Raw genomic sequence first — 22,524 nt, 5'->3', positions numbered from 1 at the left:
TATATATAGATTTTAGATGTCTTCAAAAGACACATCTGTAAAACTTCCCGTAGAGGAAGATTCAGAAACTGTTTCTTCTTTTTGAAATCTTTTTGGTGACGTTCACTAATAACCTCTACTCCTTTTTCCTTTACAATATAATCTGTTGCTTTTTCTAACATTTCTTGAAAATCAGAAAAGTCTTCTTTGTAAAGATAAATTTTGTGCTTTTGGTAGTGGAAAGAACCATCATCGTGTGTAAATTTTTTACTTTCGGTAATGGTTAAATAATAATCGTCTGCCTTCGTTGCTCTAACGTCAAAAAAGTACGTTCTCCTGCCAGCTCTTAAAACTTGGGAAAATATTTCTTCTTGTTCTACTCTCTCGCTCATAATTCTTGATCTAAAGTATAGTTGTTTTTAATTGTTCAACAAATCTAACAAAATATTTGACTTAACAACACGTTAACTTATATTTCTTTTTCCAAAAGTTGTTCCGTGTATATTTTTTTATAATAACCATCCATATTTATTAACTGATTATGAGTCCCTTGCTGTACGATAACACCTTCGTCGAGCACTAGTATTTTATCGGCATTTTTTGCAGAAGATACTCTATGACTAATAATGAAAGTTGTTTTCCCTCTAGAAACCCTGTCTAAATTGGTTAAAATTTTCTCCTCTGTTTCAGTATCCACTGCGGAAAGACAATCGTCAAAAATGAGAATACTTGGATCCTTCAGTATTGCCCTTGCAATAGATACTCGTTGCTTTTGTCCTCCAGACAACGTAACCCCTCGCTCTCCTAAAACCGTTTGGTATCCATCTGGAAAATCAACTATATTATCGTGTACAACAGCATTTTTAGCGGCATCAATAATACGATCTTGTTCTGTATTATCTTTTCCAAACTTAATATTATTTTCAATGGTATCTGAAAATAAAAATGGCTCTTGTGGAACAAAACCTATTTGATTTCTTACATCATATAAATTGCAATCTTTGATATTGATATCGTCTAATAAAACTTCTCCAGTAGTAACATCATACAATCTTGAAATTAAATTAATAACCGTAGACTTACCACTACCTGTTTTACCTAAAAGAGCTATTGTTTCGCCAGGATTTACAGTAAAACTAACACTTTTTAGTGCCGTAATATTAGTATCATCATACACCAAAGAAACATCTTTAAAGACAACTTTCCCTTTTAATTCCGTATTACTTTTTGCTGTATTCTGAATTTCAGGAATCTGCTCTAAAAACTCATTAATTCGTTGTTGAGAAGCTTCCGCCTGCTGAATTATACTCGTAACCCAACCCACAATTGCAACGGGCCATGTAAGAATATTTACGTACAAGAAAAACTCAGCAATAACTCCTATTTTTATCTCTCCGGCAATGTACTGCTGTCCTCCTACATACAATACAATGATGTTACTAATACCAATTAACAAAACCATTAACGGAAAAAACAGCGCTTGTACTTGGTACAAATGAATATTCTTTTCTTTACTTACATCTACTAACGTATCAAAGTTTGCGATAACCGCTTTTTCGATTCCGTAAGATTTCACCACATTAATCCCGGAGAAGAATTCCTGGGTATAGGTCGTGAGTTTTGATAAATACTGCTGCACTATAGTACTTCTCTTGTTTATCTGCTTACTCAAAATAAATATAGAAATAGATAAAATTGGAAACGGCAATAATGTATACATTGTAAGTTTAGGGTCAATTTGTAACATTTGTGTAAATCCAACGATAAAAAGAACTATCATATTCAAAGAATACATAATTGCAGGACCAAAATACATACGAACCTTGGAAACATCCTCACTTATTCTGTTCATTAAATCACCTGTTCGGTTCTTTTTATAAAAGTTAAGAGACAAGCGTTGGTATTGTTGGTAAATTTCATTTTTAAGATCGAATTCTATCAAACGAGACATTACGATGATGGTTTGTCGCATCAAAAAAGTGAGAAACCCAGCGACTAAAGTTATCCCTATAATAACCATTACATTGTAGAGTAATTCTTCTTTTACTTCATGAATATCTGTTACCGTTCCTTCCGTATACTTCTCGACTACATTTATGGAGTTTCGTATAATTACAGGAATTTTCAATGCTAACAACTTAGATAGAACTGTTATAATAATTCCAAAAAACAGTCTCCACTTATACTTTATAAAATATTTATTTACGTATTGTAATGCTTTCAAACTAAATTCTTATTTTTTTAAAACTTCTTATAAATCACTTGCTCTTGTTAAAAATAATATAATTATGATGTCTTTTTTTGATTATGTTTTAATAATTACATATTTTTACGGCGCAATTTTTGGAGATAATACAAAAACACTCCAAAGTAAACTAATTAGAAATGACATCAGAAATCATTGAAACTAAAGACCTAAAAAATGACCCTGTGTTTGGTCAACTATCTTTCGACAATCATGAACAAATTGTTTTTTGTAATGACGAAGATACAGGTTTAAAAGCAATAATTGGTATTCACAATACAACTTTAGGACCTGCATTAGGAGGAACTAGAATGTGGCAATACAAAAGTGAATGGGAAGCGGTAAACGACGTATTACGTTTATCTCGTGGAATGACGTATAAATCAGCCATCACAGGACTAAATTTAGGAGGAGGTAAAGCCGTTATTATTGGAGATGCCAAAACCCAAAAGAACGACAAATTAATGCGTAGGTTTGGAGAATTTGTTAATTCTCTAAGCGGCAAATACATTACTGCGGAAGATGTAGGAATGGAAACGAGAGATATGGATATAATCCGTGAGGTAACGCCGCACGTAACTGGTATCTCAGAAGCAAATGGTGGAGCAGGTAATCCATCGCCAATTACAGCTTACGGGGTATACATGGGTATGAAGGCTGCTGCTAAATATAAATTCGGAACAGATAATCTAGATGGTAAAAAAGTTTTGGTGCAGGGGGTTGGTCATGTAGGAGAAACGTTAGTAAAGCATATTTCCGATGAGGGTGCTCAAGTAATTCTAAATGATATCAATGAAGAAAGGTTACAAGAATTGAGTAAAAAATACAATGCTAATGTGGTCCTTGGAAATGATATTTACGGATTAGACATCGATATTTATGCGCCTTGTGCTTTGGGAGCAACTTTGAATGATGAAACCATAAAACAATTACAAGCTAAAGTTGTTGCTGGTGCCGCCAATAACCAATTAGCTAATGAAATAAAACACGGGAAATTACTCCAAGAAAAGGGAATTGCCTATGCTCCTGATTTTTTAATTAATGCAGGAGGAATTATAAATGTATACGCGGAGTTAGTAGGATACGATAAAAAAGAGTGTATTAAAAGAACGGAAAACATCTACAATACTACTTTAGACATCTTCACTATGGCTGAAAAAGAAAATATTACAACCCATAGAGCTGCCTTTAATATCGCACAATCTAGAATTGACAAACGCAAAAAAGAGCAAAATAATTAGGCTAAAAATTAATAAAAGTTTTACTTTTGCAGAGCGTTAGAATTAATTTCTATCGCTCTTTTTTTTAAAGTTCTTTCCTATGATAAACAGAAGACATATTCGCGTAAAAGTAATGCAATCGCTTTATGCCATGCAACAATCACTAAGTGATGACATTACTAAAGAAGAAAAGTTTTGAAGCATAGCATTCAAAAATGTACGACCTATACGTTTTAAATCTGCAGCTATTAATTGAAACTCAAAAATTAGCAAAGAAGAAAATTGAACTTTCTAAAAAGAAAATGCTCGCTACTAAGGAAGACCTGAACCCCAACACAAAATTTATATCCAATAGACTATTACATATCTTATCCGAAAGTGTGAGCTTGGAAAGCTACATTGCACTACACCATCTTAATTATTGGGAATTAGACGATAAGTACATCCAAATTATTTACGACGAATTATTAGACAGCGAACTCTACGCTAAATATATGAATACAGTAGAGGACTCTTATAATGTAGACAGAAGCTTCGTAATAAATTTTTTCCGTGAAATCATCGCACCTAACGAAAAATTAGCAGATTATTTTGAAGATAAAATGATTTCTTGGGTAGACGATATGCCTTTTGTAAACACATGGGTTCTAAAAACCCTTAACAAACAAAGTGTTAAAAACCCATTTATACTTGGCACCTTATACAAGGATGATGACGATAAAAAGTTTGTTACCGAGTTGTTTCAAAAAACAGTATTAAACCAGCACAAATACGATATCGACATAAAAAACAAGACCCCAAATTGGGAAAGCGATCGAATTGCAGATGTAGACATGATTTTAATCAAAATGGCTATTACTGAATTTTTACATTTCCCATCCATTCCAAGTCGTGTGACGATCAACGAATACATAGAATTAGCCAAAGACTATTCTACCAATAAGAGTGGATATTTTATAAATGGCGTTTTAGATAAACTCGCAAAAGAATACCTCGCATCCAATACAATGGTGAAAATTGGAAGAGGTCTATTATAATTTATTATTACATTTACACAAATTACACGAATCATGAAAAGAACAATAATCATTGCGATACTAGCAGGGGGTTTTTTAACACTACCTGTTTCTTGTAAAGAGGGTAATGCTGCTTCAAAAGTAAAAAAAGAGAATCTAATTCAAGCCGAAAAAAGAGATAGTCAAATAAATATTGGTTCTCCAATCGCAAAATTTGACAAAGAAGTTTTTGATTTCGGTAAGGTTCCAGAAGGAGAAATTGTAAAAACTACTTTTACCATAACCAATGACGGGAAATCAGATCTTATAATATCAGATGCTACATCAACTTGTGGCTGTACCGTACCAGAGTGGCCTAAAGAGGCTATAGCTCCGGGAGAAACCAAAGAAATAAAAGTTAGTTTTAACACCAATGGAAAACCTAATAAACAATCGAAAGCGGTAACACTCACAACAAATACGGAGAAAGGCAGAGAAATTTTAAAAATAACGGGAATGGTAACTCCAAAAACCATCCAATAAATTCATTAACTAATGCAAACTATTTTTTTACAAGCTGGCGGTATTTTAGATTTTGCACCATTTATTTTAATGCTTGGTGTTCTCTATTTTTTTATGATACGTCCGCAAATGAAGCGTCAAAAAAAAGAAAAAGAATTTCAATCTTCCATAAAGAAAGGCACAAAAGTGATAACTTCAAGTGGTATTCATGGAAAAATTGTGGAAATAAATGATAACGATAATACCATAACCCTAGAAACTGGTGCTGGAAAAATCAAATTTGAACGTTCTGCTATTTCGTTAGATTGAGTAAAAAATACAACACCGAAAAAAAATAACAACCCAAAAAGTGAGCTTTGCCTCACTTTTTTATTCTGAAAATTAAAGTTTTCTTTTGGCAACAATGATAAAAATACCACAGTCTTTCTTTGGCTTTTTGTTAGCCGCTTTATTATTTTGGTTACTCATTAATCTTTCCAAAGAATACACCACTACAGTAAATGTAGCTGTGGCATATAATAATATTGCTGCTAATAAAGTAATCATAAATACACCTCCGGAGGAATTAACATTGAATGTTACCGGAACTGGATTCAAATTAATTATTGCCAATTTTTCAAGAGAAAAAATTTCCTTTGATTTAAAAGACTTAAAAAAAAGATCGGAAAACTATTATTTCCTGCTGTGTAACAACTATAAATCAAACATACAAAAAGAATTACTATCCGGATTGCAATTAGTTTCTATTACTAAAGACTCTATTATTTTCAACATTCAAGAGTTACAAAGTAAAAAGTTGCCAATAGAAGCAAAAATCACTACTACCTTTACAAAAGGATTTGATTTAACAAAACCCGTACAGGTATCCCCAGACTCTATAACAGTATCCGGAACGGACATGGCACTGAGAGATTTAAAAGCCATACCTACAAAAAAAATAGAAATTAAAAACATTGCCTCAAATACAACGAAAAATATCCCATTAGACATTCCAGAAAATATTCGAACATCTATAGAATCCGTTACAATGGATTTATATGTGGATCGATATACAGAAGGAACTTTAGAGTTACCGGTTACCATTATAAACCTACCAAAAGAAGAAAAGATTAATATTTACCCAAACACAGTGAAGGTAACTTTCAAGGTTGGACTCCAAAACTTCGGTAAAATAAACAGCGAATCCTTTTATGTATTTTGCGATTATCAGGAAATTAAAAAAGAACAAGTTCCTTATTTGATTCCTAAAGTTGAAAGTAAATCTACATTGGTATCCTCAGTACGAATTCTACCGGAGAAAATAGACTTTTTAATTCATAGATAATGGTTATAGGGTTAACAGGTGGAATCGGTACCGGAAAATCGACAGTAGCAAAATTATTTTCTAAAAATAAAAATGTAGCTATTTACATCGCCGATTTGGAAGCAAAAAAATTGATGCACTCCTCAGAAATTATCAAAACTAAATTAATTGCAGAATTTGGAGAGGCTTGTTTTCAAAACAACGAACTACAACGAAAACACCTCGCAAAAATCGTTTTTAATAATAAGCAAAGACTAGCGAAATTAAATGCTATTGTACATCCCGAAGTACATAACCATTTTCAGCGTTTTGTAACAATGAATAGTTCCAAAACATACATAATATATGAAAATGCAATATTGTTTGAAAACAACAGCCAAGCACTATGCGATAAAATAATTACCGTAACTGCTCCTTTAGAAGATAGGATACTGCGCGTTATGAAAAGAGATGACAGCACCCGAAAAGAAGTTTTACAGAGAATGCACAACCAATGGAGTGAGAAAAAAAAGACCCTACAATCTAACTACATTATCTCCAACATAAACATAAATGAAACAGCGGATTCAGTTTTAAAAATTCATAATATTTTAACGAAAAACAAAAAGTAATTTGCGATTATTCTATGTTTTTTCTTAAAAAATACTTAATTTTGAAACAAAATTGTTAATCTACGTTAAAACAAAAATATAGTTCGTTTTAATAATTTACTTTTGAGAAATGGCTAAAAGAATATTTATAACCATAGTTGTTTTGATGAGTATTTCACTGATTGGTATTATATCAGTGCAACTGTATTGGATTAAAGATGCAATTAAAACTAAACAACAACAGTTTGACAACGATGTTACCATCGCCTTAGCAAAAACTTCAGAACGTATAAAAGAACGAGAATACAAAGAATTTTTGTTAAATCATGAATCTTTTCTAAAAGACAATAAACTAAGATCCACCGCAGAAATAAAAAACTACTTATTTCAACGTATAGACACTACGAACAAAGAAAAGTTCACGTTTGGCAGTACAATTTTAGAGGAAAACTTTAAAATTCCGACAGATTTTATAAACAATGACACCATTTTAATTAAAAAGTTTTCTGGTAAAGAAGATGTTTATTTTTCTAAAGTAATTTCATCCAAAAACAAAGATTTCAAAAGTTTTATCGAAGAAAATAGTTTTTCTACTTACAAAACTTTTGACAAACTGTTTCAACAACAATTGGAAGAGGTTTTCAGGCAGAGTAAAATTCACACACCAATATACCAAAGAATCAGTAACAATGAATTAAACAAAACCCTAAAAGAAGAACTTTCTAAAAGAAATATTACTCAAGAATTCAAATATGGAGTATACGAAGACGGTCTTGCAACTCCTTTAAAATCAGGATACTTTAATATCCAACCCAACGACAACTATTACTATCCACTATTGGAAAACGACGAAGGAAATAGCAAATATAAATTGTATTTGAAATTCCCTAACAAGAGTGAAAGTTTACTTTCTGGGATGTGGAAGATCTTATTATTGTCTTTGTTATTTATTGGAATAATTATTGCTGCATTTTCTATTTCTCTGTACCAATTAGTAAGACAGAAAAAAATATCCGAAATAAAAACAGATTTTATCAATAACATGACCCATGAGTTTAAAACACCAATCGCAACAATCAATCTTGCTCTTGACGCCATAAAAAATCCAAAAATAATTAGCGACCAAGAAAAAATAATAAGATATGTTAAAATGATTCGTGACGAAAACAAACGCATGCATGGGCAAGTGGAAAATGTTTTGCGAATTTCAAAACTAGAGAAAAATCAAATTGATATCAGTAAAAGCCCTGAGGATGGTCATGAGATTATTGAAGAGGCTATCGAGCACGTCGAGCTTCTTATTAAGAATGTCGACGGAACCATTACGACAAATTTAAACGCAAATTCCGCTGCCATATTAGGCAATCAATTTCACCTTACCAACGTCATGGTTAACATGTTAGAAAATGCCATAAAATACTCAGAAGGCAAACCTAAAATAGAGGTTACAACAGAAAACACTAATAAATATTTAATTATCAAGATTAAAGACAACGGAATCGGAATGAGTAGAAATGCTCAAAAGTATGTTTTTGATAAATTTTATCGAGAACATAAAGGGAATATTCATAATGTAAAGGGACATGGTTTAGGGCTTGCCTATGTAAAAGAAATCATAGACAATCATCATGGAACTGTGCACGTTGAAAGTGAAAAAAGTAAAGGAAGTACATTTACTATAAAATTACCATTAATTTAAAATTACAATACAATGGGAAGCAAAAAAATTCTATTAGTTGAGGACGACCCAAATTTCGGAACAGTACTTAAAGATTATTTAGCATTAAATGACTATAATGTCACGCATGCTAAAGATGGTATTGACGGACTAATCATGTTCAAAAACTCAGACTATGACTTGTGTATTCTTGATGTAATGATGCCTCGTAAAGATGGCTTTTCTCTTGCAGAAGATATTCGAACTACCAACAAAGAAATACCCATCATTTTCTTAACTGCTAAAACCTTAAAAGAAGACGTTTTAAGAGGATACCAAGTAGGTGCTGACGACTATTTAAACAAACCCTTTGACTCTGAAGTTTTACTTCATAAAATAAAGGCTATTTTACAAAGAAAAGAAGGAGAAAAATCTACAGAAAGTAAAGAATTTGAATTTAAAATTGGTGCTTTTGATTTTAACTCTAAATTGCGCCATTTGTCGTATAAAGGACAAGAACCACAAAAATTATCTCCCAAAGAGAGTAAACTACTGCGAATGCTTGCTATTCACAAAAACGACTTGATGCCAAGAGAACTAGCGCTAACAAAAATTTGGCGAGATGATAATTATTTTACCTCAAGAAGCATGGATGTTTATATTGCTAAATTGAGAAAGTACCTAAAGAGTGACGAAAATGTTGAAATCCTTAACATTCACGGAGAAGGATTTAGATTAATCGACAAAAACTAAAACAATCTCTAAGCAAAATCAAAAAACTTCCAGTATCTTCCGGGAGTTTTTTTGTAACAAAAATAACTTTAAAGCGTCTTAATTGCATAATCAACTAAAAGGAAAAACTTGGAAACAATTTTAACCATACAAAACTTACATAAAAATTACGGCAAAATACAAGCGATAAAGGACTTAACTTTCACTATTGAAAAGGGTAATATCTATGGAATTTTAGGACCTAATGGAAGCGGAAAATCTACAACTCTGGGAATCATATTAAATGTTGTTAATAAAACTTCAGGCTCATTTAGCTGGTTTAATGGTAATTTATCAACCCACGAAGCATTGAAGAAAGTAGGTGCAATTATCGAACGCCCTAATTTCTATCCGTACATGTCTGCCCACCAAAATTTGGAATTAATTTGTCATATTAAAGGAGTAGACACAAATAATATCGAAAAAAAATTAGCAGTCGTAAATTTGTTGGATAGGAAAAACGATAAATTCAAAACCTACTCTTTAGGTATGAAGCAACGCTTAGCTATAGCTTCTGCACTTTTAAACGACCCTGAAATCTTAATACTAGATGAACCCACGAATGGATTAGATCCTCAGGGAATACATGAAATAAGAGAAATTATTAAAAAAATCGCAAAAAATGGCACAACGATTCTCTTAGCTTCGCATTTATTAGACGAAGTTGAAAAAGTGTGTTCTCATGTAATTGTTCTTAGAAAAGGAGAAAAATTATACAGTGGAAAGGTAGAGACAATGGTTGCCTCGAATGGAATAATAGAAGTAAAGACAGATGGAAATAAAGAACGTCTGATAAAGGCTTTAAAAAATTATCCCGAGACAGCAAGTATTAGCACAGAAGAGGATTTAATAATTGTCCATCTGGAAAATGATACGCCTGCATCTGCATTGAATACCTATTTATTTGAAAACGAAATTACGATTTCCCATTTGGTAAAACGAAAACCAAGTCTTGAGCAACAGTTTTTAGATCTCACCAAAAATTAACACTTCTCTTTACTATGATTAGACTATTAAACATTGAGCTTTATAAATTAAAACACAACAAAGCTAGCAAAGCACTTATTATAATCTATTTTGCGCTATTAGCCTCGATAGCTTTAATTGCCGCCATCAAATTTGATATTGGACCGATTAAGTTTCATTTGGCCGACCAAGGAATATTTAACTTCCCCTACATTTGGCACTTCAATACCTATGTAGCCGCTATTTTTAAATTCTTTTTACTTCTCGTAATTGTCTCGATGATGGCAAACGAATATAGCTACAAAACCTTAAAACAGAACCTAATCGATGGCCTTAGTAAAAGGGAATTTATCCTATCTAAGTTTTATGCAGTGGTGGTACTAGCATTTTTATCTACTGTTTTTGTATTTGTTGTATCCTTAATTTTGGGTTTAATTTATTCCGATTTTAATGAATTAACCATCATCTTTTCAGATTTAGAATATTTGGTAGCCTTTTTTTTAAAACTAGTTTGCTTCTTCTCTTTTGGCTTATTTTTTGGAATTTTAATTAAAAGATCTGCTTTTGCAGTTGCGGCGATGGTTGTATGGTTATTCATAGAAAGTATTTTTAAAGGATATCTTTTTTGGAAGTTTAGGGATCTTCAATCCGGAACCCAAGAAGCTGTGGATAAAATTATGCAATTTCTACCCTTAGAAGCCATGTCTAATTTAATTAAAGAGCCTATTTCAAGACTAGGCGCCGTAAAATCTGTTGCGAATCAAATTGGGGAGGAAATCACAAAAGATTATTCTGTTGGATTTTTAAATATAATAATCGTTTTAATTTGGACGAGTATTTTTATTTATTTTTCATTTTTTCTGTTAAAAAAGAGAGATTTATAAAGGGTTTTAATTAGTTTAGCTGTTCTAAATATTTGGAAACATTATTCAAATGAGAACTCTACTACTATTAGTTACTGCGTTAGCAACATTATCTTTTTATGGTCAAAAACAAGCAAATTATTGGTATTTTGGTGAAAATGCGGGTATAGACTTTAGTACCTCACCCCCAACCGCATTATCAGATGGTGCGTTAAACACCCTAGAAGGTTGCTCGTCGTTTTCAGACCCAAATGGTAATTTACTTTTTTATTCAGACGGTATTACTGTTTGGGATAAAAATCACGCTGTAATGACCTATACCAATGGAGTTCCTGCAAACGACCTTAAAGGAAATCCTTCGAGTACACAGTCTGGAATGATTATCCCAAAACCGAAATCTGACAACATTTTTTATTTGTTTACCGTTGACCATGTAATTTTCAATGGAGATGGAGATGTTGTTGATGGGGGGCAAGGACTTAACATGTACACTATTGATATGTCATTAAATTCTGGTCTAGGTCAACTCATCGACGAAGACAATAATGGTAGTTTTTTTGATAATTTGTCCGACGGAAAAGAAAGAGACTGGAAAGAAAAAGTAGCCGCAGTTCGAGGCAGTGAATGCGATACGTACTGGATAGTATCGTGCACCAATAGAGAATTTTATTCGTATAAAATTGACCAAAACGGATTAGATCCTGTCCCTGTAATATCGAATGTAGGAAATGTTCTTACAAGGCGTGGTTATTTAAAATTATCGCCGGATGGAACAAAGCTTGCAGTAGCCAATCAAGGGAACAATCAAGTACTACTGTACAGTTTTAATAACACCACTGGAGAGGTAACAAACGACGTACAACCTTTACTTGATGGTTTTTTTGACTTTCAAGCATATGGCGTTGAGTTTTCTGTGACCTCAGAAAAGCTCTATGTTTCTACAACAGAATTTTTTACAGATGATCTTTTTAACCCATCTAACTATAAACTTTTTCAGTTTGATGTAACGCAAACAGATGTTGCAAGCACCAAACAACTAATACACCAACAACAAGGTTTTCGTGGTGCCTTACAATTAGGTCCCGATAGTAAAATTTATGCGACCATACCGCAAACTTATTCAAATCCAGCTGGTTTTGCTTCCTTCTTGAGTGTTATTGAAAATCCGGATGCCGATGCAAATGATGTAGTCTTTACGGTGAATGCTATCGATCTAAACGGAAGAATGGCAACGCAAGGTCTTCCACCTTTTATTTCTTCTTTATTACTTCCTATCGAAATAAAAGATCAAGAAACAGGGGATGTTGTAAATAATGAAACCTTGCAATTTTGTGTTGGAGATTCATTTATTATAGCACCAGAACCAGATACAGGAACAAATGTGACCTATGAATGGACTTTAAATAATGGCTCCACAACGTCAGTAATCTCAAATAACATTGCTTTAAATATAACCAACCTGAGTACAGCTGATGCTGGCGAATACAAACTAACTGTCATATCGGTTGATGAATGTAACAATACTTTAAAAAAAGAAGGACTGTTTAAGGTTGAGGTATATCCATTACCCATAGCCACAAAACCGAATGACATCAATTTTTGTGATGTAGACAATGACGGCTTCAACACGTTTGACCTTCAAGCAGAAAAATCTGCTGAAATACTTAATGGACAAGACCCAAGTATTTTTGAAGTTATCTACTACACCACAGAACAAGATGCAGACAATAATACCCTTGCTAATGCTATCATAGGACCGTATACTAATCCAACAGCATTTGGGTCCGTTACCATTTTTGCAAGAATACACAATATCCTTGCTCCTGCAGCTTGTTTCGATAAAGTTACATTTACCATCAATGTTACCGGAAAACCTTTAGTACAAACCCCAAGTAACTATGAGGAATGTGACGATATCACAAATGGTGGAGACACCGATGGCTTTTACAATAGTTTTATCCTAAGCACTAAAGACAGTGAAGTATTAGGTACCTTAAACGCTGCCGAATATGAGGTTTCCTATCACAGTACACTACTAGGAGCGGAAACTGACAGATTCACCGATGTGATCGATAAAAATGCAGCATACAGAAATACTGTTGCGACTAAACAAACCATTTATGTTCGTGTCGAAAATCGCAGTAATTCAGCTTGCTCAACAACTGATATTGCATTCGATTTAGTGGTTAATACACTTCCAACAGTAAATGCTGTTGCAGAATTAAAACAATGTGACAACGACACGGATGCATTCGCTAATTTTAACCTTGAAGAGGTAAGAAGCGATGTCTCTAGTAATTTTTTAAACGAAACATTTGTTTTCTATGAATCTTTAACCGATGCACAAAACGAAACAGCTCCAATTGTAGACCCAACAGTATATCAAAACAAAACAGCAACTTCAGATACTGTATGGACAGTGGTTACCAATACATCTGGTTGTAGCAGAATCTCAGAGGTCAATTTAACTGTATCGACAACCGGTATACCACTCGGATTTATGCGAAACTTCACTAATTGCGATGACCTTCTGGATATCGATGGTAACAATACAGTTAACAATGACGATACGGATGGAGTAAGCTCGTTTGACTTTAGTAGTGTAGATGCAGAAATCCGAAATTTGTTCTCAGCTGTAGGCCAAAAGATTCTAGTGAGCTATTACCGAAATGAAGACGATGCTGCTGCAGAGCGAAATGCTATTGCCGACATCACTAATTTCAGGAATATAGGATATCCAAACACCCAAAATATTTACATTAGAGTAGACAGTGAATTGGATAACGATTGCTTAGGTTTTGGACATCATATTACACTCAATGTAACTCCCGTACCGATAGCAAATCCAGTGAATGATATCGTGTTGTGTGATGATTTTACAAGTGGAGCTTTTGATGATGGTATTAATCAAAACATTGATCTATCTAATCAAATAAGCACTATTTTAGGAGGGCAATCACCTTTAGATTATACGGTAACCTTCCACAACTCTGCCTCCGATGCGAGCACTGGCAGCAATCCAATCCCAAATCCAAGCAACTATGAAAATCAAACTCCAAATAAAGAAAAAATCTACGTTAGAGTAAGTAGCAACGCGGGAGGATGTTTCAATGCCAATTTAAGTTTCGACATCCTAATAAATCCGCTGCCGACCATTTCAAATCCCATCCCTGATATAGAAGTATGTGACGTCCCAACCACTACGGATAGTGATTCGAGAAATAGAATTGCACAAAATATCGTCCTAGGTGATAGAGATGTAGATGTATTAGATGGTAGAGATCCTGCTGAATTTGAGGTTAGCTATCATCGAACACGACAAGATGCAACAGATGGAATTAATCCGTTATCCAAAACGAATTATTCTAACGACCCAGCAACCACGAATTTTCCAGTAAACCTTTCTGGAGATGACCCTGCCACAGAAATTTTATTTATAAGTATCGTCAACAATTCCACAGGATGTAGATATGGAATATCCACCCTGCAGCTAGTGATACATCCAGAACCAAACATTCCACTTCTTATCAATAACTACGTAGACTGTGATAATAAGAGTGATAGTAATGTTGATGATAGAAATGGCATCAATGGCGATATTACCCTAAAAAATAAAACCATCGAAATATTAGCGAACTATCCTTTGGCAGACCATAATAGATTTGAGGTAACTTTTCACGAAACAGCAACAGATGCTCAAACTGGAGATGCAGCTTTAGATGAAGACCAATACCAAAATACAAGTAACAACCAAACGATTTTTGTTCGTGTCCTAAACAACCAAACCGGTTGTATAAACACGAATTTAACTTTTAATATTATTATAAATTCATTACCTGAATTTGAAGTAGATTCACCAGTAATTGTGTGCTTAAATAACCCACAAACACGACTAGAACCTATAAATCCAGAGGCAACATACGACTATGTTTGGAACATTAAAGGAGACACTACAATACTGAGTACAGCAGAATTTTTAGACGTTAGTGAAGGAGGAACTTATGAAATAACTGCTACTACTAAAGATGGCACAAATTGCTCAAGAACGAGAGAAATTACAGTTGTCGAGTCGATAAACCCAACCCTTACTAGAGAGGATATCATTATTGTAGACGACACAAATAACAATAGGCTAGATACCTACTCTATTAAAATTATTACGGAAAATAACAACCTAGGTATTGGAGATTACCAATATGCCCTGGTTGGAGAAAGTGGAAATCAAGGAGGTTTTCAAGACGAACCGTTGTTTGAAAATATAACAGGAGGAATATATACAATAGTAGTTAGTGACAAGAATGGATGCGCTCCAGATGCAACTTTAGATGTTTCGGTTATCCAGTACCCAAAATTTCTTACGCCGAATAATGATGGATACAATGATACCTGGAAAGTAAGAGGCGCTAATTCTAGTTTTTATCCAAAAAGCTCCATCTATATTTTTGACAGACAGGGAAAACCCATTGCGACAATTCCAATTGACGGTGAAGGTTGGGACGGAACTTACAACGGAAAACCTTTACCTTCGAACGACTATTGGTTCAATATTCAAATGGAGGATAAAGACGGAAATGTGTTCCAGCACAATGGACATTTTTCGCTTTTGAGAAGATAGAATCCACTACATTAAAACCAAATACGGATAGTTTCTAAATAAAACTATCCGTATTTTTGTAGTATGAATTTTGACTTACTTTCTGATTTTAATCCAACAGGTGACCAACCAGAAGCCATAAAACAGCTTGTAAACGGAATTGAAACCAATGAAAAATACCAAACACTACTAGGTGTTACAGGTTCCGGTAAAACATTTTCTATTGCCAATGTCGTTGCTACAGTAAACAAACCTACCTTAGTACTAGCACACAATAAAACATTAGCAGCACAGTTATATGCAGAATTCAAACAATTTTTCCCGAATAATGCTGTAGAATACTTTGTTTCCTATTACGATTATTACCAACCCGAAGCCTATATTCCGGTTACTGGCACCTACATCGAAAAGGATCTTTCCATAAATGATGAAATTGAACGCCTTCGAATTAGTACCTCCTCTTCCTTACTCTCAGGAAGACGTGATGTATTGGTAGTAGCTTCCGTATCTTGTTTATACGGTATTGGAAACCCAACGGAATTTAAAAAAAATGTAATTCCAATTGCAGTTGACCAACAAATTTCACGAACTAAATTTCTCCATCAGCTCGTTACTAGTTTATACGCAAGAACAGAAGTTGAAATTAAAAGTGGAACTTTTAAAGTAAAGGGGGATGTGGTAACAATATATCCATCATATGGAGATTGTGGTTATAAAATTCATTTTTTTGGAGATGAAATTGAAGAAATTGAAACCTTTGCTATTGAGACCAACCAAACAATTAGTCGCTTGGAGCAACTAACTATATACCCTGCAAATCTCTTTGTGACCTCTCCGGATGTATTACAAGATGCCATACATAAAATTCAGGATGATTTGGTGAAGCAATATGACTATTTTAAAGAAATTGGAAAACACCTAGAGGCCAAACGATTGAAAGAAAGAACAGAATTTGATTTAGAAATGATACGTGAGCTAGGGTATTGCTCTGGAATAGAAAATTATTCTCGGTATCTAGATGGAAGGGAAGCTGGTACAAGGCCCTTTTGTCTACTGGATTACTTTCCGGAGGATTATTTAATGGTTATCGACGAAAGTCATGTTACCGTCCCGCAAGTTCACGCGATGTACGGTGGCGATAGAAGCAGAAAGGTTAACTTGGTCGAGTACGGTTTTAGATTGCCTGCAGCGATGGACAATCGTCCCTTGAAATTCGAAGAATTTGAAGCCCTTCAGAATCAAGTAATATACGTATCTGCAACACCTGCAGATTATGAGCTACAGAAAACAGAGGGGATATTTGTAGAGCAAGTAATACGACCAACAGGACTCTTGGATCCAATTATTGAAGTAAGGCCCAGTGAAAATCAAATCGATGATTTGATTGAAGAAATCCAAAAACGAGTTGAAATTGATGAGCGAACACTGGTTACCACACTAACCAAAAGAATGGCGGAAGAGCTTGCCAAGTACCTAACTAGAATTCAAATTCGCTGTCGTTATATTCACTCGGATGTAGATACGCTTGAACGAGTTCAAATTATGCAAGACCTCCGCAAAGGCATCTTCGATGTGCTTATTGGGGTGAATTTATTACGAGAAGGTTTAGACTTGCCAGAAGTCTCTTTGGTTGCTATTTTAGACGCAGATAAAGAAGGGTTTCTAAGAAGTCATCGCTCACTAACCCAAACCGTAGGTAGGGCTGCAAGAAATGTACATGGAAAGGCGATTATGTATGCCGATAAAATCACCAAAAGCATGCAAAGAACTATAGATGAAACCACGAGAAGAAGAGAAAAGCAGATTTCTTACAATAGCAAAAATAACATCACTCCAACACAAATAAATAAAAAACTTGACAATACTTTATCTAAAGATACCACCGCTACATATCAATACGATAATGCCAAACAGAAAGCAGCAGAACAAGATTTAGAATTTCTACCAAAGGAAGAAATCGAAAAACGTATCCGTGAAAAACGAAAAGCGATGGAAGCTGCAGCTAAAAATCTGGACTTTTTGGTAGCTGCCGCACTACGAGATGAAATTGCACTACTCAAAGAGAAAATATGATATAAAAAACCTCACGCTTGTGAGGTTTTTTATTTTAACTAGAATTATAAAAGGTAATTAAGCTTTTACTTGTAATACCTCTTGTACTTTATCAGCAGCTTCTTGAAACTCTGTTGCAGAAATAATTTCCATTCCACTGTTATCAATTAATTCTTTAGCTTCTTTAGCATTGGTTCCCTGCAAACGACAAATAATTGGTACGTTAATTTTATCTCCCATGTTTTTGTAAGCATCCACTACCCCTTGAGCAACGCGATCACAACGAACTATTCCACCGAAAATATTCACTAAAATTGCCTTCACGTTAGGATCTTTAAGAATAATTCCAAAAGCGGTTTCTACTCTTTGTGCATCGGCTGTTCCTCCTACATCTAAAAAGTTAGCTGGATCACCACCTGCCTGTTTGATTAGGTCCATAGTACCCATAGCCAAACCTGCTCCGTTAACCATACAACCAACATTACCATCTAAATCTACATAGTTTAAACCGGCAGCTTTCGCCTCTACTTCAATAGGGTTCTCCTCACGAAGATCGCGCATTGCTGCGTAATCTTTGTGTCTGTATAATGCATTTTCATCTAAAGTAACTTTAGCGTCTACTGCCATTATTTTATCGTCTGATGTTTTTAATACTGGATTAATTTCAAACATAGAAGAGTCTGACTTGATATATGCTGTATAAAGCGCCGTAACAAACTTTACCATCTCTTTTAATGCAGCACCAGATAAGCCTAGATTAAATGCTATCTTTCGTGCTTGAAAAGGCATTAAACCAAGACCTGGATCTACCTCTTCTGTGAAAATTAAATGTGGTGTTTCTTCCGCTACAGTTTCAATATCCATACCGCCTTCTGTAGAATACATGATCATGTTTCTACCCGTAGCACGATTTAACAATACAGACATATAAAATTCGCTTGGCTCGCTATCTCCTGGATAGTACACGTCTTCAGCTATTAATACTTGATTCACTAATTTACCTTCCGCAGAGGTTTGTGGTGTTATTAACATCATTCCTAAAATATCATTAGAAATATTTTTTACGTCTTCTAAGTTTTTTGCTAACTTAACTCCTCCACCTTTTCCACGTCCTCCTGCGTGAACTTGAGCTTTAATTACGTGCCAACCAGTTCCGGTTTCTTCCGTTAATTTTTTTGCTGCCGCAACAGCTTCTTCTGGTGTATTTGCAACAATTCCACGTTGTATACGCACGCCGAAACTGTTTAGAATTTCTTTACCTTGATATTCGTGTAAGTTCATTAGATAAGAATGTTTTTAAGTGGTACAAAAATACAAATTCCATTGATATTAAAATATAAATTGCAGGTTATTTTGAAACATTCCATTTTTCTTTCGAAGTTGGGTAAACATTCAAAACAATTTCTACAAAACAAAGACATAAATTTGGGCTATTTCATTTTTTTTTCGCTTGGCAATTTATTAACACTTATTTATGATTATTTGAAAAATTTCATGAATAATTTTGTTTTTTATTATTTCATAAAAAGCATGCTCTCTAAAAAAGGATTTCTGTATTTAATATTGCTATTAACTTCTGTTCTTGTAAAAAGTCAAACTTTAAATAAAGACAGAAAAAAGATAGACGCCAAAAGGACTACTACCCCTCCAAAGATTGATGGAATTGTGGACGAATCTGTTTGGAAAGAGGCTGACATTGCGAATAACTTTATAATGCGCAGACCTGATAACGGACAAAAAGAACCAAGTTCACACAAAACAGAGGTGAGACTTCTTTACGACGATAGCGCCCTTTACATAAGCGCAATAATGTATGACCCTGCACCAAAGAAAATTCCTGCAGAATTTAACAATCGAGATAATATTGGAAATGCGGACTTCTTTTTAGTTACCATAAACCCCAATGACGATGGACAAAATCCATTTCAGTTTATGGTAACAAGCTCAGGTGTACAAGCAGACGCAAAAGTATCTAATGGCGATGGAGATTTTAACTGGAATGCTGTTTGGGAAAGTAGTATAAAAATGAATTCGGATTCTTGGAGCGTAGAAATGAAAATACCCTACAGAGCACTTCGCTTTGCAAACCAACCTGTACAAGAATGGGGTGTTAATTTTCAGAGAAGTATTCGAAACCTGAATGCTCGTTATAGTTGGAATCATATCGACAATCAGCAAGGTTACTGGACACAATATGATGGCTTGGTGCAAAATATAAGAAATATAAAACCGCCCACGCGTTTGTTATTTTATCCGTATGCTTCTGCGACTTTAATTTCAAATCCTAACGAGACTACTGCAGATTGGAGCGTTGGAATGGATGTTAAATACGGAATAACAGAAAATTTCACATTAGATGCAACATTAATTCCAGATTTTGGTCAAATTGGTTTTGATGATGTCCAATTAAATTTGGGTCCTTTTGAACAACAGTTTGCAGAACAACGCCAATTTTTCACCGAGGGAACGGAACTTTTTACCAAAGGGAATTTGTTTTACTCAAGACGAATTGGAGGGAGTCCTATCGACCAATTTGATGTAGAAAGTCAACTTAATGATAATGAAGAATTGACAGACTACCCAGATAAAGTAGACATGTTGAATGCCATAAAAATATCGGGAAGAACTAAAAATGGTTTGGGGATTGGATTTTTCAATGCGATAACAGCAAAGACAGAAGCTACAGCAATCGATAATGTTACGCAAGAGGAACGAAAACTAGTAACCAATCCTTTTGCTAATTATAATATTTTAGTTTTCGACCAACAATTTAATCAGAACTCCTCTGTAACACTAATAAATACAAACGTAACTAGAGACGGAAGTTTCCGTGATGCTAACGTAACAGGATTGCTCTGGCATGTAGAGGATAGACAAAGTAATTACAATATTGATGGTTCTTTTAAAATGAGTGCCATATCGGATGATCCGAATGCCACAAATACCGGATATGCATTCGATACTAGTATTGGAAAACAATCTGGAAATTGGATAGGTGAAATTGGGTACACTTTTGAAAATAAAGATTACGATCCAAACGATTTAGGAATACTATTTAGCAACAACCAACAAAGTATTTATGGTTTTGTTGGGTATAGATTATTGCAACCAAAAGGTATCTTCAACAACTACAGATTTAACCTCAATTACAATGTGAATTTTTTGCACAATCCCGGAACCTATACCGGCACAAACGTTGGTATACAATTTAGAGCACAAACCAGAGAGCGTTTTGCTTTTGGGGGAAATATAAACTACAACTCGGAAAATAAAGATTTTTTTGAGCCAAGACAAGGTACCACTAGCGGTATCTATTTTTTAGCACCAATGCGTCTTGGTATTAACCATTGGGGATCTACCGATTACCGAAAAAAGTTAGCTGTAGATTACAGTTGGTTTTATTCCTTTTTTAATACGCCTCGCCAAGGGTACGGATTTAGAGTTTCGCCTCGATATCGATTTAATAATAAGTTTTCTCTTGTGTACGGGTTACGTTATAATAAAAGAATAAAAGAACAAGGATATGTTACCGAAATTGATGCCTCAGACGCTATCGATGACCCTGATTTACTGCCTTTCGTTGATGAAATAATTTTTGGGCAAAGAGATTGGAGTACCTACAATAATTCTATTACTGGAAAATATAGTTTTAGTACGAAAGCCTCTTTATCTTTAACCTTCAGACACAACTGGAGTAAAGTTCTTTACTATGATCAATATTACCAATTGGATACTACAGATGGAACACTTATCCCAAACAACTATACCGGAGAAAATGACAAAAACTTCAACAGCTGGAATTTAGATTTAAATTATGTTTGGCAATTTGCTCCTGGAAGCCAGTTGATAGCTTTCTATAGAAACTCTATAAACCCGGATAACGATTTTGCACCTGCTGATATTTCATTTTCAGATAACTTGAACAGACTTTTTCAAGAAGACTTGCAACATACTTTTTCCATACGGTTGGTCTATTTCATAGACTACAACAACATAAAAAATATTTTTAAAGCAAATAACTACGGTAAACTAACGAAGTTATGTGACGCCGTCTGCTTTCTTTTTTATAAATTCGTTTTTCTAAGTTTGGGAATATGATTATAGCGGAAAATATACATAAAAGGTATGGAAATGTAGAAGTTTTAAAAGGGGTTAATCTTCACATAAAAAAAGGAGAAATAATTGCAATTGTCGGCCCTTCAGGAGCAGGAAAAACGACACTTTTACAAATATTGGGAACCTTGGATAAAGCGGAGCAAACAGTACCATCTCGAATGGAACTCAACAAAACATCCGTTAGTGAATTAACGGATCAGGAAATATCTAGATTTAGAAATCAAAACATTGGATTTATATTTCAATTTCACCAATTACTTCCTGAATTTTCAGCCATTGAAAACATTTGTATTCCTGCCTATATCGCAAAAAAAGGAAAAGCTGAAACAGAGAAAAAAGCCAGAGAACTTCTTACTTTTTTAGGTCTATCCCATCGAGAACATCACAAACCTAACGAACTATCTGGCGGAGAACAACAGCGCGTAGCTATAGCGAGAGCGCTTATCAACAATCCTGCCATAATATTAGCGGATGAACCAAGTGGTAATCTAGACTCTAATGCGGCAAATAATCTGCATGAATTATTTTTTAAATTACGAGACACTTATGGGCAAACCTTTGTTTTAGTTACTCATAACGAACAATTGGCCAATATGGCAGATCGAAAATTAACTATGAAGGACGGTGTTATAGTATCTAAAATTTGATTTT

At 34.3% G+C, this 22,524-nt stretch carries 16 protein-coding genes and 1 pseudogene; 14 read left to right on the top strand and 3 right to left on the bottom strand.

The window, feature by feature from the left end:
* Window positions 1–12: 12 nt before the first annotated feature.
* Window positions 13–371: pseudogene (locus BSU00_RS10805) on the bottom strand (PUR family DNA/RNA-binding protein).
* Between the two features lie 77 nt (window positions 372–448).
* Entirely contained in the window at window positions 449–2,203 is a 1,755-nt protein-coding gene (locus tag BSU00_RS10800) for an ABC transporter ATP-binding protein (RefSeq protein ID WP_105004394.1), read from the bottom strand.
* A 161-nt stretch (window positions 2,204–2,364) separates the two neighbouring features.
* Between BSU00_RS10800 and BSU00_RS10795 the strand changes: the two genes are divergently transcribed.
* The 12 genes from BSU00_RS10795 to uvrB all read left to right on the top strand — a co-directional run bounded on the left by BSU00_RS10795 (window position 2,365) and on the right by uvrB (window position 17,778).
* Window positions 2,365–3,465: a Glu/Leu/Phe/Val dehydrogenase gene (locus BSU00_RS10795; protein ID WP_105004393.1), complete on the top strand. Its 1,101-nt coding sequence runs from the start codon at window positions 2,365–2,367 to the stop codon at window positions 3,463–3,465.
* A 194-nt stretch (window positions 3,466–3,659) separates the two neighbouring features.
* Window positions 3,660–4,481 (top strand): transcription antitermination factor NusB, encoded by an 822-nt coding sequence (nusB, locus tag BSU00_RS10790; protein ID WP_369820323.1) that lies wholly within the window; start codon window positions 3,660–3,662, stop codon window positions 4,479–4,481.
* A gap of 33 nt (window positions 4,482–4,514) precedes the next feature.
* Window positions 4,515–4,982 carry a DUF1573 domain-containing protein gene (locus BSU00_RS10785; protein ID WP_105004392.1) on the top strand — a complete coding sequence of 156 codons (468 nt, stop codon included), beginning with the start codon at window positions 4,515–4,517 and terminating at the stop codon, window positions 4,980–4,982.
* Window positions 4,983–4,994: 12 nt separating this feature from the next.
* A complete protein-coding gene (yajC, locus tag BSU00_RS10780; RefSeq protein ID WP_105004391.1) occupies window positions 4,995–5,270 on the top strand; it encodes a preprotein translocase subunit YajC in 276 nt (91 codons plus the stop codon).
* A 94-nt stretch (window positions 5,271–5,364) separates the two neighbouring features.
* Entirely contained in the window at window positions 5,365–6,285 is a 921-nt protein-coding gene (locus BSU00_RS10775) for a YbbR-like domain-containing protein (protein ID WP_146104846.1), read from the top strand.
* Window positions 6,285–6,875 (top strand): dephospho-CoA kinase, encoded by a 591-nt coding sequence (gene coaE / locus BSU00_RS10770; RefSeq protein WP_105004389.1) that lies wholly within the window; start codon window positions 6,285–6,287, stop codon window positions 6,873–6,875. The genes BSU00_RS10775 and coaE overlap by 1 nt, the downstream gene beginning before the upstream one ends.
* 109 nt (window positions 6,876–6,984) lie before the next feature.
* Window positions 6,985–8,553 carry a sensor histidine kinase KdpD gene (locus BSU00_RS10765; protein WP_105004388.1) on the top strand — a complete coding sequence of 523 codons (1,569 nt, stop codon included), beginning with the start codon at window positions 6,985–6,987 and terminating at the stop codon, window positions 8,551–8,553.
* A gap of 12 nt (window positions 8,554–8,565) precedes the next feature.
* Entirely contained in the window at window positions 8,566–9,264 is a 699-nt protein-coding gene (locus BSU00_RS10760) for a response regulator transcription factor (RefSeq protein ID WP_105004387.1), read from the top strand.
* A 108-nt stretch (window positions 9,265–9,372) separates the two neighbouring features.
* A complete protein-coding gene (locus BSU00_RS10755; RefSeq protein ID WP_105004386.1) occupies window positions 9,373–10,269 on the top strand; it encodes an ABC transporter ATP-binding protein in 897 nt (298 codons plus the stop codon).
* 14 nt (window positions 10,270–10,283) lie between these two features.
* A complete protein-coding gene (locus BSU00_RS10750) occupies window positions 10,284–11,132 on the top strand; it encodes an ABC transporter permease (protein WP_105004385.1) in 849 nt (282 codons plus the stop codon).
* A 49-nt stretch (window positions 11,133–11,181) separates the two neighbouring features.
* Complete coding sequence (locus BSU00_RS10745; RefSeq protein ID WP_105004384.1) at window positions 11,182–15,726, top strand: T9SS type B sorting domain-containing protein; 4,545 nt, start codon at window positions 11,182–11,184, stop codon at window positions 15,724–15,726.
* A 63-nt stretch (window positions 15,727–15,789) separates the two neighbouring features.
* Window positions 15,790–17,778 carry an excinuclease ABC subunit UvrB gene (gene uvrB / locus BSU00_RS10740; protein ID WP_105004383.1) on the top strand — a complete coding sequence of 663 codons (1,989 nt, stop codon included), beginning with the start codon at window positions 15,790–15,792 and terminating at the stop codon, window positions 17,776–17,778.
* Between the two features lie 57 nt (window positions 17,779–17,835).
* Here the strand turns inward: uvrB and sucC are convergent, their stop codons facing one another.
* Window positions 17,836–19,038: an ADP-forming succinate--CoA ligase subunit beta gene (gene sucC, locus BSU00_RS10735; RefSeq protein WP_105004382.1), complete on the bottom strand. Its 1,203-nt coding sequence runs from the start codon at window positions 19,036–19,038 to the stop codon at window positions 17,836–17,838.
* 213 nt (window positions 19,039–19,251) lie between these two features.
* On the opposite strand from sucC, the gene BSU00_RS10730 reads away from it, so the two are divergent.
* Entirely contained in the window at window positions 19,252–21,855 is a 2,604-nt protein-coding gene (locus BSU00_RS10730) for a DUF5916 domain-containing protein (protein ID WP_233188706.1), read from the top strand.
* Window positions 21,852–22,520, top strand: coding sequence for an ABC transporter ATP-binding protein (locus BSU00_RS10725; RefSeq protein WP_105004381.1), 669 nt, complete (start codon window positions 21,852–21,854; stop codon window positions 22,518–22,520). The genes BSU00_RS10730 and BSU00_RS10725 overlap by 4 nt, the downstream gene beginning before the upstream one ends.
* Window positions 22,521–22,524 lie beyond the last annotated feature (4 nt).

The sequence above is a fragment of the Tenacibaculum sp. SG-28 genome (assembly GCF_002954385.1).
Lineage (GTDB): Bacteria > Bacteroidota > Bacteroidia > Flavobacteriales > Flavobacteriaceae > Polaribacter.
The sequence above is the reverse complement of the archived record's forward strand: the minus strand, read 5'-3'. Positions and strand labels throughout refer to the sequence as shown.